Below are 12,150 nucleotides of genomic sequence, written 5' to 3'. Positions count from 1 at the left end.
ATCGCACCGTCGCTGCTGCGCTGACAGGGTGCTGTACGGGTCCGTGGACGCGTGTCCGTTGGTATGGAATGTGATCATGCGGTTACTTTGCGCGTGTGCTAGAAGCATCGTTTCTTAATCTTTCTGATCGTTGCCCGACGGACGGTGCGGTGTCCGTGTGGCCCGCGTGGGAAGTGCAGGAGGGCGGGGGCGCGACAGCCTGGTTCAACGTCCGGCTGGCGTTCACCGACGGCGCCCGGGTCGACGCGCTCGCCGTCGTGGCCGAGGGGCAGGTCTCGATCGAGGACGTCCGCGCCCAGCCGGCGCTCTCCCTGGACGACCTAGCGGTGTTCGCCGACTGGATCGAGGGCCCGCTCTTCGAGGCGTGCGGTGCCGGACCGGCGGAAGGGGACGACGAGCCGACCGGATCGCGGCGCGCCCGGCCGGCCTGGCCGCGGGGCGTCGAGGGCCGCTGGTTGCTCGCCCAGGAGTACCGGGCGGCCCAGGAGGACGGCGTCGACCCGGTGCTCGCGGTGATGTGCGCGACCGGTCACAGCCGCCGCAAGTCGCTCAGGATGATCGCGCAGGCACGCGACGCCGGATACCTGACGCCGCGTCACGTCCGACGCTGAGTACGGATGTTGGGGTCGGCGAGGGCCTTTACATCATGTCCCGCATCCGGGAGATCTCGGCCGTCTGCTGGGCGACCACGTCGTCGGCCATCTCCTCGATCCGGATGTTGTTGCCCTGTCCCTTCACGTCGGTGGCCATGGTGATCGCCCCTTCGTGATGCGTGATCATCAGAGTGAGGAAGAGCTGGTCGAAGGCCTTGCCCTTGGCGGCCCGCAGCTTGTCGATCTGCGCCTCGGTGGCCATTCCGGGCATCGAGGCGTGGTCGTGCGCGTCGCCGCCCTGGGTCTCCTCCTCCTTGTCGTACGTCTTCAGCCAGCTCCGCATGGCGGCGATCTCCGGCCCCTGGGCCGCCTTGATCCGCTCGGCCAGCTTCTCGACCTTCGTGGACTCCGCGCGATCGGGGGCGAGTTCGGTCATCTCCAGTGCCTGTGTGTGGTGCTCGATCATCATCCGGGCGTACGAGACGTCCGCCGAGTTGGGGGAGTCGTCCTCGGCGCGCTGGTCCGCGGCCTCGTCGGCGGAGAGGGTGCGGTTCGCCTCGCCGGGCTTGCCGGGCACGAGCACCGACGGTCCGCTCGGGGCCGGTTCCGCGTCCGAGGCCGTGTCGCAGGCCCCAAGTCCCAGCATCGCGAGGGCGGTGAGGGTCACCGGGGCGAAAAACTTCATTGCGATCTTGTTGCCCCCTGTTGATATGTGCATGGCGAAGACAATACTTCGGTGGTGCGTGACCCGTTCCGAGGTGAACGGAACTAGGGAGGAAACAGTGATCCTGTTGAAGAATCCCCGAACCCGGCACAGACGTCTGGGAGTTGCCGCAGCCGCGGCCGGGCTCCTGGCGGCGATGCTGACGGCGGGACCCGCGGCCGCGACCCCCGACCCCGGGGACGGCCCGACCGTGGGCGAGGAAGTGTCCCGGAGCACCGAGGCCGAGGTCCGGGCCGCGATAGCCGACGGGGAGATACCCGGCAAGGACGAGATCGTCCACTCCGACAACATCGAGCACGTGGCCAACTCGCCCAAGGCCTTGGCGAGTCTCAACTCGGACCTGACGTTCCAGGGCAAGTACGCCTTCTCCGGCAACTTCGACGGCTTCGTCATCTACGACATCAGCAACCCGAAGGCACCGAAGACCGTTTCCCAGGTCCTGTGCCCCGGTTCCCAGAACGACATCTCGGTCTCCGGGAACCTGCTCTTCCTGTCGACCGACTCCTCGCGCACCGACAACAGCTGCAACAGCACCACGCAGCCCGCGACGGAGAAGTCCTCCTGGGAGGGCATCAAGGTCTTCGACATCAGCGACAAGGCGAACCCGAAGTACGTCGCCGCCGTCGAGACCGCGTGCGGCTCGCACACCCACACGCTGGTGCCCGAGCGCAAGAACGTCTATGTCTATGTCTCCTCGTACTCGCCGAACGCCGCCTACCCCGACTGCCAGCCGCCGCACGACGGCATCTCCGTCATCAAGGTGCCGCGCAACTCCCCCCAGAACGCGGCGGTCGTGAGCTTCCCGGTGCTGTTCCCGGGTGAGGGCCCGGACGGCGGCGGCAACCCCGGCGGACCCACCAACCCGGGCGTTTCCAAGACCACCGGCTGCCACGACATCACGGTGCTGCCCTCGAAGGACCTGGCGGCGGGCGCCTGCATGGGCGACGGCATCCTGTTCTCCATCAAGGACCCCGAGAACCCGAAGGTCATCGACCGGGTGCAGGACAACGTCAACTTCGCGTTCTGGCACTCGGCGACCTTCAACCAGAAGGCGAACAAAGTCGTCTTCACCGACGAGTTGGGCGGTGGCGGCGCGGCCACCTGCAACGCGGCGATCGGTCCGAACCGCGGCGCCGACGGCATCTACGACATCGTCGGCAAGGGCGACAAGCGCAAGCTCGTCTTCCGCAGCTACTTCAAGATCCCCCGCTACCAGGCGGACGTCGAGGTCTGCGTGGCCCACAACGGCTCGCTGATCCCGGTCAAGGGCAAGGACATCATGGTCCAGGCCTGGTACCAGGGCGGCGTCTCCGTCTGGGACTTCACCGACTCCTCCAAGCCGAAGGAGATCGCCTACTTCGAGCGCGGCCCGGTGAACACCGAGCAGCTCACCACCGCCGGTCCCTGGTCGGCGTACTACTACAACGGCTACATCTACTCCAACGACATCGCCAAGGGCTTCGACGTCCTGAAGATCAAGGACCGGCGCACGGACCCGGCGAAGTGGGTCCGGCTGGGCGAGCTCAACGTCCAGACGCAGCCCGACTACTTCGACTGACCGGCCGCGGGATCCCCGGTCGCGAAGAAGCGCGACAGATCGGTCTCGTACGTCCCGTCGGACGCCTCATCGGTGTCCGGCGGGACGCCCAGCTCCCAGTCCAGCCGGTAGCGCCCGAACAGCTCGGCCCGCAGCACCGGGATCGCCATCGGGACACCGGGCACCAGGGCCGCGTAGACCGAGCCCATGAGCAGGGCGCGCAGCATCGGATAGTCGGCGTCGACGTCGTCCGAGCCGTTGCGGGCGACGGTGTCCCGTAGCAGTTCGGCCAGGCGCCGCTGTTCCGGGCACGGCATGAAACCCTCGGCGTGCAGCAGTCCGGCCATGTGCTGGCGCATCAGCACGGGCCGCTCCCGGGCCAGGCCCAGGATCGCGTCGATGGCCCGCGCCATCCGCTCCTTGCCGTCGTCGGTGCGAGGTTCGCGCTCCAGCGCCTCCTCCAGCGTGCGGTGCATCAGCCGGTGCACGGCGGACTGCACGAGCTGGCGTTTGCCGGGGAAGTAGTACGACGTCAGCCCGCGCGCCGAGCCGGCCCGGTCCGCGATGTCGCCGAGGGTCGTCGCCTCGTAGCCGTGCTCGGAGACCAGCTCGACGGCCGCCTGCAGCAGCCGCTCCCGGGAACGGCGGCGCAACTCTTCATTGACCGAGGCGCTGCGCGGGGACATGCTGTAACTCCTGCGTTGACTGGTTACCAGCCAACTATACTCAGTACGTCCGGACCGGCCGGTGAAACGGCTGGTCAGGGCTGCCGTCTGTCTCGGGCGACGCGGGGGATCGCCCGAGGCGGGCGGTTCTTTGCCCCAGTGGTGGCCTGAGGCTACTTACCGGCGGCGTTCTCCCGTGCCCCGTCCACGAGATCCAGCACCGCCAGCAGCCCGTCCGGGCGCTCGGTCACCGGCAGATGGTCCACGAGGTGCAGCCCGCACCCCAGCGCGGCCGCACCGCCGTCGGCCCGCCGGTCGTCACCGACCATCAGGGTCCTGCGCGGATCGGCCCCGAGGCTCTCGCAGGCGAGGGCGAACAGCCGCGGATCCGGCTTCTGGACGCCGTGCTCGTAGGACAGCACATACGCGTCGACGTACGGGTCGAGGCCGTGCTCCCGGAACACGGGCCGCAGGTCCCACCCGATGTTGCTCACGATCCCGACGCCGATCCCGCGCTCGCGCAGCGCCCGGAGCACCTCGGCGGCGTCCGGGTAGGGCTGCCAGGCGGACGGCGACCGGTGCCGGTCGTAGAGCCTGTCGTGCAGCCGCGGATCGGGCAACGGCACCTGCCGGGAGAGCCCGGTGTAGGTGGCCCGGTGCAGCTCGGCGCTCTCGTCCCGCGTCGCCCACCGGTCGGCCAGTTCCTCGGGCACCCGCACCGGATTCGCCCCGCCCGGCAGCGCCCCCGCCACCTCCAGCGACTTCGCCGCCGCGGTGATCTCGGCCTCGGGGAGCGCGATCCCGGACTCCGCGAGCGTGCCGCGCAGCCAGGACTCGGTGGACTCGATGCGGAACAGGGTCCCGGAGAAGTCGAACAGCACTGCGATCATGCCGAGATCCTACGAGTCGACGTTCCACTCGACCGGAAGATCACTGCCGCAGAACACGCACACGAACTCGCCCTCACGCACCACGGAACACTCCCGGCACCGCTCACAGCGACGGAACACCACCTCGTGGGTGAAGCTAGCGGGATGGCCGACACCGGCGGCCTCCAGGGCACGGGCGACCGCGTGCCACGACGTGAGGTCCGGGCAGTAGCCGGTCGACAAGTTGCTGATCTCGTGGGCCGCCCACTGCCCGGACGCGCGGCTGAAGGCCATCTCGCCCGCCGCCAGTACGGAACCGCCGCCCGCGCAGGCCACGTGCTCGCTGCGCCGCGGCGCGAGCCTCAGCCGGCCGTCCGGGTCCACGACGAAGGTGTACGGCTCCTGCGCCTCGGCCTCGCCGCGCTCGGTCACCCAGGCGCCCAGGTCGGCCGGTGAGCCGATGGCACGGCCCTCGGAGCCGGGACGGACCGCCGCCCGGATCTCCGCCGGTCCCACGTAGCGGTAGCTCACGTACTTCGCCGTGCGTGCACGAGCACCGCCACGGCCACCACCAGCACCCCCAGCAGCCAGCCGCCCACGACGTCCGAGGTCCAGTGGACGCCGAGCCAGATACGGGTGACGCCGACGCCGACGACGGAGACGAGGGAGACGGCCAGGACCGTGCGGAAGACGCGGCGGTCGGCGCCGTGGTGGTGCAGGAGCCACAGCAGGAGGCCGCAGACGACCGTGGCGGTCATGGCGTGGCCGGAGGGGTAGGCCGCGTAGTGGGCCGAGTCGACGGGGTCCGGCCAGACCGGGCGGGGGCGGTCGACGGCGGTCTTGAGTCCCTGTTGCAGCAGGGTGCCCAGCAAGCACGTGATCCCCAGCCACAGGGCCGTCCACCACGCCTGACGCCGCCACATCAGCCACAGCGCCACCACCGCGCACAGCAGTCGCATCGTCCACGGGTCCCACACCCAGTCCGTGAGAATGCGGAAGGCGTGACTGAGCCCTGACTCGTCCACCGCCCAGCGGTGCGTGGTCGTCGCGATGTCCTCGTCGAGACTCATCAGGGGGTGCCACCGGACCGCGACCAGGGTGAGCAGCAGTACGGAGCACACGGTCAGGGCACCGGCCGAGCGGAGGGCGGTGCGCTGGTCCTGCGGGCGGGACGGGGCGTCGACGGGCGGCGAGTGCATACTACGATCCTCGCCGACCGGCGGGGCAGGAGGCGAATTCCGCCGGACAGGCCCTAGCTGAGCGCCCGCAATCCCGGCACGAACGCCACCAGCACCGGAACGACCGGCACCAGTGCCGCCGTCGCCGTCAGGCGCAGCCGGCGGGCCGCCGTGAGCCGGTCCGGGGGAGTGAGCAGCCGGTTCACCCGCTGCGGGACCTGGGCCTGCGGGGTCGGGCAGGGGCCGAACACCCCCCGGTCCTCGTTGAGTTCCACCAGCGCCAGCGCCGTCGTCAGACGTCCGAAGCGGCGGGAGGCCATGTCGTCCGCGGCGAGCTCGACGAGCCGGTGCATCTCGTCGCGGAACGCGGCGAACACCGGAACCTGCGGAAACCCGCCCGCCAGCGCGCCCGAACTGTGCAGCAGCCAGTCGTGCCGGGCCTGCGCGTGACCCTCCTCGTGGGCCAGCAGAGCGTCCAGCTGCCGCCCCTTCAGGCGGCGCAACGCGGCCGTGGTGATGACCAGTTGGGGCGCCGACCCGGGCAGCCACCACGCGTCGGGCCGCTCGCCCTCCAGGACCACGAGACGACCGGCGCCCCGCTCCTCGCCGGGCAACATCGGGGCCCGCACCAGGAGTTCGGCCCTGCGCAGCCGACGCCGCGCACGCGCCCGTACGACCTCCCGGACCAGCATCGCCGCGCTCCACACCCCGCCCAGCGCCAGCGTCACCGCGGTCGTCGCCGCCCAGCTGCCGCCCCTGCCCAGCGCGTACGCCTCCACGACCCCGGACGGTGCCGGCGCGAAGACATGGCCGCGCACCGCCTGCCAGGCCGCTGCCGCGCTGAGCGTCATCGACAGGGCGCAGCACAGGAGTACGGCCGCCACCGCGCACTGCCACACCCACAGGGCGACCACGGGTTCACGGTCCACCCAGTCGACCCGGGCGAGCAGCCGAGGGGCGAGGACGGCGGTCAGCGCGCCGAGCAGCAACAGTGCCGCGGGGACCATCATGGGAGCACCCTATGAGCGGCTCACCGCCCAGGGGTACGGCCCACGAGGGCAAAGTGACGCAGGACACGGAGGCGTTCAGAGCGTCGCCAGCATCGCGACCATGGCGATGCCCATCGACAGCCGGCACGCCCGCGCCAGCTCCGGCCGGTCGCCCCAGCCGACGGTCCCGCCCCCGGCGGCCACGGGCACCAGCCGCACCCCGGACAGCAGGACGTACCCCACGAAGTAGAGGAGCAACACCCCGGTCAGCAAAGGGATCCCGGATCCCGCGTGATGCCCGGGCGAGGCGGCCATGACGACCGCCATGTAGACCATGGCCGACGCCCCCACCAAGTGGTGCAGATGGTGGGTGCTCGCCCGTGCCGCCCACAGGGCTCGCACGGCCGCCGCGCCGAACACGAGGGCATAGGCCGACCAGGCCCACGACGGCGGGGTGAACACCGCCGCCGGTACGGCCATCGCGGCCATGCCGAAGCCCATGAGCGCCTCGCCGCCCGCCGCACGGCGCTGCTCCTCGACCTCGCTGCGCATCCGCAGCAGACAGTAGGCCCCGGTCGCCGCGCACAGCGTCACCAGCAGCCAGCCGGGCGAAGCCGGTCCGTGCACACGCACCTCCCCGCTCGACGGTCGTTCAGGGATGCGATGCCCCGCTCCCGTGGCGCGCACGCGGGCGCAAGGGTGTACACGGGGAGCATTCGACGGAGCACGGCAGGTCAGCGAATGCCCGCCAAAATCCTTTACGAGTAAAATACCTGCTAAGGTTATGGGTATGAGCAGCGCGACCCCACGTCTCCCCCTCGCCGGCGTCCTGCGCCTCGGCCGACCCTCGGACATCTGGTTCAAGCCCGCCCTGAGCGTGGTCGTCGCGGTCGCCCCGCCCAACCTGACCCTGCTGGCGCTCGGCCGCCTCGACCTGGCGATGTACACGATGGCCGGGTCCCTGTGCGCGCTGTACGCCCACAACCGTCCCTACGCCGCCCGGGCCCGCGCCCTGACCTGGGTCGTGCTCGGCATGCTCACCGGCCTCGCCGTCGCCCTCGTCGCCGCGTCGCTCACCACGAGCGCCGTGGCACTGGTCACGGTCGGCGCCCTCCTGGCCGCGGCGCAGAAGGCACTGTGCGACGCGGCCCGCATCGGCCCGCCGGGCAACGTGATCTTCACCTTCATCAGCTCCGCCGCCCTGTTTGCCCCGCAGACCCTCGCCCAGGTCCCCGGCCACCTGGCCCTCGCCGCCGCGGCGGGCGTCTGGGCCTGGCTCATCGGCATGGCACCCGGCCAGATCCGCCCGCACGGCCCGGAACGCCGGGCCACCGCCCACGCCCTGCGCACCGCCGCCGCGTACGCCGAGAAGCCCGACGACCCCCGTGCCAGGGCCGCCGCTGCCGCCGCCGTCCAGGCCGCCTGGCAGGCGCTGCTGTCCGCCGGCGCGCGCACAGAGCCCCGCCGCGCCCTCGACCGCCTCGTCGTCCGTGCCGAGGTCGCCCTCGCCGCCCCCGCCGACGCCGACCCGGAGCGGTTGCGGGCCTGGGCGCGCGACCTGCGCGGCAACGGACCGGTTCCGCGGACCGAGGACCGGGGTGAACTGCTCGGCATCGACGCCGAACTCAGCCTTGAGAGCGTCCCGTTGTGGCGCCGGCTCGGCCCTCTGGCCCCGCTCGCCCTGCGCACCGCCCTCGGGTGCGCCCTCGCCGGATACGCCTCCCTGGCTTTCGGTGTCGGCCGCCCGTACTGGGCCCTGGTCACCGCCGCCTCCCTCTACCAGGCCAACCTCACCCTGACCTGGAGCCGGGGAGTCCAGCGCGTCGTCGGCAACCTCGCCGGCGTTCTCCTCTTCGCCGCCGTCGTCCCGCTCGCCCACCTCGGCCCGGCCGCCCTCGTCCTGTGCTGCCTCGCCTTCAACTTCGGCGCCGAGGCGCTGATCAGCCGCAACTACTGGCTCGGCAGCGTCTGCGTGACCCCGATGGCGCTGCTCATCACCGAGTTCGCCGGCTTCCAGGAGCCCGGTCGGCTGATCACCGAGCGGGTCGTGGACACCGTCGTCGGCGCCCTGGTCGGCTTCGTCGCCGCGCTCGCCGTCACCAACCGGCGCGCCGGCGACCGCATCGAGCACGCCCTGAGCGCCGTCGACCGCGCCCGCGAGCGCACCGCCCGCCTCCTCGCCGAGCCGTACCCCGCCCCCGCCCCCCTGGAGTCGGTACGCCGGACCCTGGCCGCCGCCCTGGTCGAGCTGCGTGCCACCGTGGACGCCGCATCCGGCGAATGGTGGCAGCGCGCCCTGCCCCAGGAGCGGGTCGTGCTCGCCGAGCAGGCGGGACACCGTACGCTCGCCGCGACGACACGACGGCTGACCAGCGCGACGACGGAGGACGTACGGCCATGACGGCGGAGACCAGCGGGGGAGACGGCCCGAGGACGGACACGGTCGCGGCGGTCGTCCGGCAGTGGCAGACCGTCCATCCCGGCCTCGACACCGGACCCATGGAGATCATCGGCCGCATCAACCGCTCCGCCGCCCTCCTCCAGCAGGCCGAGGACGCCCCCCTGCGCCGGGCCGGTCTCAGTCGCCCCGAGTTCGACCTGCTCGGTGCGCTCCGCCGCACCGGCCATGAGCTGACCCCCGGCGATCTGGCCCGTGAGACCTTCTCCTCGGGCGCCGCCGTGACCAAGCGCCTCAAGCAGCTCACCGAGCGCGGACTGGTCGAACGCCGCGGCGACACCCGCGACCGCCGGGTGGTCCACCTCCGCCTCACGGACGCCGGCCGCGATCTCGTCGACGGGATCCTGCCCGAGCAGCTCGCGTACGAGACCGCGGTGCTGTCCGTGCTGGACGGGGAGAAGCAGGGAGAACTGGCCTCACTGCTCGGCGAGTTGCTGACGCAGCTGGAAGGCCGCCTCGGAGCGCTCCGCGTCTGACCGGCCGCTTCGGAAATTTCGGAAGCGGCCCCTCCATTGACGTGATCCAACCCGCTCCCTAGGTTCGGTTCGATTCGCCGACTCATGAGCGAAATACCGGACGAAGGAGAGATGTCGTGGCAGCCGAAACGCTCACCGTCGACCTCGGCACCGAGACGGGCCCCTTCCATGGCGGCGCGAGCGGCACGCTCTACGGCCTCTACGGCGACGGTGTGCCCAGCCGTGCCGTCGTCGAGGGCATGTACGTCCGCACGGTCGCCACCAAGGCCCAGGACGGCATCCAGCACCCCGGCGCGGACGCCCTGGAGATCCTGCCGTCCTTCGTCGCGGCCGGCGGCCAGGACGTCTACCTCTACATGCCGGACATCCTGCGCGGCTTCCCCTACGAGTGGCCCGGCGCCACCGGCGAGGAACGGCTGGCGGGCTTCACGGAGAGCATCCGCAAGCAGGTCGAACAGGTCCTGACCATGGGCGAGTTGAAGTCCCACGTCGTCTACGTCCCGTTCAACGAACCCGAGGGCAACATGTTCGGCGACGGGGAGTGGAGCTACGACGGCATCTCGTGGCACACCGACCCGAGGCGCTACTTCGCCGCCTGGCGGGACATCTACCGGCTGATCAAGGGCCTCGACCCGGACGCCCGTATCGCCGGACCCAACACCTGCATCCTGTACCCCGAGGTCAAGGGCTTCCTCGCGTTCGCCAAGGAGCACGACGTCCTGCCCGACGTGATCACCTGGCACGAACTGTCCTCGCCGGACGAGGTCCGCACGAACGTGGCCAAGTACCGTGAGTGGGAACGGGAGTTGGGCATCGGGCCGCTGCCCGTCAACGTCAACGAGTACGCCCACAACTACCACCTGTCCGTCCCCGGGCAGATGATCCAGTGGATCGCCGCGATCGAGGAGTCCAAGGTCGACGCCGACATGGCGTACTGGAACATCGCCGGCAACCTCAACGACTCGGCCGTAGAGGCCAACAAGGCCAACGGGCAGTGGTGGCTGTTCAACGCCTACGGCCAGATGACCGGGAACACGGTCGCGGTGACCGCGCCCCGGCCCAACGTTCAGTACACGCTCCAGGGTGTCGCCACGCTCGACCGGGAGAAGCGGCAGGCGCGGGTGCTGTTCGGTGGGTCGAGCGGTTCCGCCGACATCGTCGTGGAGCGGCTCGACCTCTTCGGCGCGACCGTCCGCGCACGGCTCCAGGAGATCCCCTGGACGGGCCAACTCGGTGCCTCCGCCCAGCCGCTGATCCTGAAGGAGGAGGAACTCCCGGTGGTGGACGGCAGGGTGACGCTGCCCCTGACCGGACTCGACGAGATGTCCGCCTACCAACTGATCCTGTCGCCCGGCGGCGACGGACCTGTCCGCCCGCAGCCGCCGGCGGGCTGGCGGAGGACCTACGAGGCCGAGGACGCCGTCTACACGGGCGGCGGCTACTCGAAGAACGGCCCCGAGGGGTCCCCGGCGGACGTCGACAAGTTCGCCACCTCCGGCGGCTACCACGTCGGCGGACTGCGCACCGGCTCCGACGGCGTGCTCGCCTTCGACGTCGAGGTCCCGCGGGACGGGACGTACGAGGTCCGTGTCTACGCCAATGCGCACAACCTCGCCGAACCGGTGCGGGAGCACGGTCCCACCAACGTGTTCCTGCGCGTCGACGGCGAGGACCCGCGCGAGCTCCTGCTGCCGCTCGGCTACAAGCGGGCCGTCTGGGGCCACACCGACACCGAGGTGGAGCTGACCGCGGGCCGTCACCTGATCACCCTCGCGGCACGGGACCCCGACCTCGGTGCCACCCGGGGCGACGCGGTCGTCGACCGGCTGGACCTGGTCCTGCGCGACACGGAGAGGGTCGCGCGGTACGACGCCGGGTACGCGGCCCTCGCCGACGGAGCGCGCGTGAGCGGCCCCGCCGCCGTGCTTTCGCGCGGTGGAAGCGCGACCTTCTGGGTGCACGCGGCCGGTGACGGGGAGGCGACCGTCGGCCTCCGCGGAGAGGGCGAGGGACTGCTGACGGTCAACGGGGAGGAGATCGGGCGGATCGGAGCCGCGGACCTCCCTGTCTTCCTCGCCGGGGGCGTCAACAAGGTCACGGTCGCGGCGACTTCGGAAGAGCTCTTCGCGGAACAGCTGACCGTCGGTCCGTCGCGCGGGCTGCTGCCCACCACGACGTACCCGGCGCAGGAGGGCGTGCTCACCGGCACCGCGAAGGTGACCGCGTTCTCCTACGCCACCGGCGGCAAGGCCGTCGACGGCATCGGCCGCGGCCCCGCCAACGCGCTCACCCTGACGGTGACGGCGGACCGCCCTGGTCGCCACGCGCTGACGATCCGCTACTCCAACGGCGAGCAGCCGCCGAGCACCCACTACAACCCGGACCCGGTCTGCCGTCGCGCGGACATCACCGTCAACGGGGACGACACACGCCGAGTCCTGTTCCCCACCACCTTCCACTTCAACAACTTCTGGCAGCTCTCCGTCCCCGTCACCCTCCAACAGGGCGCGAACACCGTCACGTTCACCGCCGACGAGCTCCCCGACTTCGACGGCGCCGGCACGAACGCCCACGGACAGCGCTCCGCCCACGCCCCGGTCCTCGACTCGGTGACGGTGACGCCGCTCACCTGACGACCGCCTCCCGGACCAGGCCTAGGTC

The 12,150-nt window shown here is 71.1% G+C and carries 12 protein-coding genes; 5 read left to right on the top strand and 7 right to left on the bottom strand.

The window, feature by feature from the left end; genetic code table 11:
• Positions 1–149: 149 nt before the first annotated feature.
• Positions 150–611, top strand: coding sequence for a DUF6214 family protein (locus OHU89_RS08280; protein ID WP_405641290.1), 462 nt, complete (start codon positions 150–152; stop codon positions 609–611).
• A gap of 28 nt (positions 612–639) precedes the next feature.
• Here OHU89_RS08280 and OHU89_RS08275 read toward each other — a convergent pair whose 3' ends face one another.
• Positions 640–1,278, bottom strand: coding sequence for a DUF305 domain-containing protein (locus OHU89_RS08275; RefSeq protein WP_405641288.1), 639 nt, complete (start codon positions 1,276–1,278; stop codon positions 640–642).
• 97 nt (positions 1,279–1,375) lie between these two features.
• Here OHU89_RS08275 and OHU89_RS08270 point away from each other — a divergent pair, with 97 nt between their 5' ends.
• Positions 1,376–2,875 carry an LVIVD repeat-containing protein gene (locus tag OHU89_RS08270; RefSeq protein WP_267017732.1) on the top strand — a complete coding sequence of 500 codons (1,500 nt, stop codon included), beginning with the start codon at positions 1,376–1,378 and terminating at the stop codon, positions 2,873–2,875.
• On the opposite strand, the gene OHU89_RS08265 is transcribed toward OHU89_RS08270, so the two are convergent.
• From OHU89_RS08265 to OHU89_RS08240, 6 genes are all read right to left on the bottom strand, one after another.
• Positions 2,863–3,540, bottom strand: a complete 678-nt coding sequence (locus tag OHU89_RS08265) for a TetR/AcrR family transcriptional regulator (RefSeq protein ID WP_266895836.1) — start codon at positions 3,538–3,540, stop codon at positions 2,863–2,865. The genes OHU89_RS08270 and OHU89_RS08265 overlap by 13 nt on opposite strands.
• A 152-nt stretch (positions 3,541–3,692) precedes the next feature.
• Positions 3,693–4,409 carry an HAD family hydrolase gene (locus tag OHU89_RS08260; protein WP_405641286.1) on the bottom strand — a complete coding sequence of 239 codons (717 nt, stop codon included), beginning with the start codon at positions 4,407–4,409 and terminating at the stop codon, positions 3,693–3,695.
• A gap of 9 nt (positions 4,410–4,418) precedes the next feature.
• Positions 4,419–4,919 carry a hypothetical protein gene (locus OHU89_RS08255; RefSeq protein ID WP_405641284.1) on the bottom strand — a complete coding sequence of 167 codons (501 nt, stop codon included), beginning with the start codon at positions 4,917–4,919 and terminating at the stop codon, positions 4,419–4,421.
• The gene (locus OHU89_RS08250) at positions 4,916–5,587 is read right to left on the bottom strand and encodes a phosphatase PAP2 family protein (protein ID WP_405641282.1); all 672 of its coding nucleotides are present in this window, start codon (positions 5,585–5,587) and stop codon (positions 4,916–4,918) included. The genes OHU89_RS08255 and OHU89_RS08250 overlap by 4 nt, the downstream gene beginning before the upstream one ends.
• Before the next feature lie 53 nt (positions 5,588–5,640).
• Positions 5,641–6,576, bottom strand: coding sequence for a M56 family metallopeptidase (locus OHU89_RS08245; RefSeq protein WP_405641280.1), 936 nt, complete (start codon positions 6,574–6,576; stop codon positions 5,641–5,643).
• Between the two features lie 75 nt (positions 6,577–6,651).
• Complete coding sequence (locus OHU89_RS08240) at positions 6,652–7,182, bottom strand: DUF5134 domain-containing protein (RefSeq protein ID WP_266895846.1); 531 nt, start codon at positions 7,180–7,182, stop codon at positions 6,652–6,654.
• Positions 7,183–7,345: 163 nt separating this feature from the next.
• Here OHU89_RS08240 and OHU89_RS08235 point away from each other — a divergent pair, with 163 nt between their 5' ends.
• The 3 genes from OHU89_RS08235 (at position 7,346) to OHU89_RS08225 (ending at position 12,122) form a co-directional block, all read left to right on the top strand.
• Positions 7,346–8,956, top strand: a complete 1,611-nt coding sequence (locus tag OHU89_RS08235; RefSeq protein WP_405641278.1) for an FUSC family protein — start codon at positions 7,346–7,348, stop codon at positions 8,954–8,956.
• Positions 8,953–9,489, top strand: a complete 537-nt coding sequence (locus tag OHU89_RS08230) for a MarR family winged helix-turn-helix transcriptional regulator (RefSeq protein ID WP_405641277.1) — start codon at positions 8,953–8,955, stop codon at positions 9,487–9,489. Before OHU89_RS08235 ends, OHU89_RS08230 begins: the two co-directional genes overlap by 4 nt.
• Positions 9,490–9,605: 116 nt before the next feature.
• The gene (locus OHU89_RS08225; protein WP_405641275.1) at positions 9,606–12,122 is read left to right on the top strand and encodes a cellulosome protein; all 2,517 of its coding nucleotides are present in this window, start codon (positions 9,606–9,608) and stop codon (positions 12,120–12,122) included.
• The last annotated feature ends 28 nt before the right edge of the window (positions 12,123–12,150 follow it).

The organism is Streptomyces sp. NBC_00019 (genome assembly GCF_045041015.1).
Taxonomy (GTDB): domain Bacteria; phylum Actinomycetota; class Actinomycetes; order Streptomycetales; family Streptomycetaceae; genus Streptomyces.
The sequence above is the reverse complement of the archived record's forward strand: the minus strand, read 5'-3'. Positions and strand labels throughout refer to the sequence as shown.

Bases quoted from the DNA above. Each gene is read 5' to 3' on its own strand.
- OHU89_RS08275 (WP_405641288.1), bottom strand. From the start codon at position 1,278: ATGAAGTTTTTCGCCCCGGTGACCCTCACCGCCCTCGCGATGCTGGGA.
- OHU89_RS08265 (WP_266895836.1), bottom strand. From the start codon at position 3,540: ATGTCCCCGCGCAGCGCCTCGGTCAATGAAGAGTTGCGCCGCCGTTCC.
- OHU89_RS08260 (WP_405641286.1), bottom strand. From the start codon at position 4,409: ATGATCGCAGTGCTGTTCGACTTCTCCGGGACCCTGTTCCGCATCGAG.
- OHU89_RS08250 (WP_405641282.1), bottom strand. From the start codon at position 5,587: ATGCACTCGCCGCCCGTCGACGCCCCGTCCCGCCCGCAGGACCAGCGC.
- OHU89_RS08245 (WP_405641280.1), bottom strand. From the start codon at position 6,576: ATGATGGTCCCCGCGGCACTGTTGCTGCTCGGCGCGCTGACCGCCGTC.
- OHU89_RS08235 (WP_405641278.1), top strand. From the start codon at position 7,346: ATGAGCAGCGCGACCCCACGTCTCCCCCTCGCCGGCGTCCTGCGCCTC.
- OHU89_RS08230 (WP_405641277.1), top strand. From the start codon at position 8,953: ATGACGGCGGAGACCAGCGGGGGAGACGGCCCGAGGACGGACACGGTC.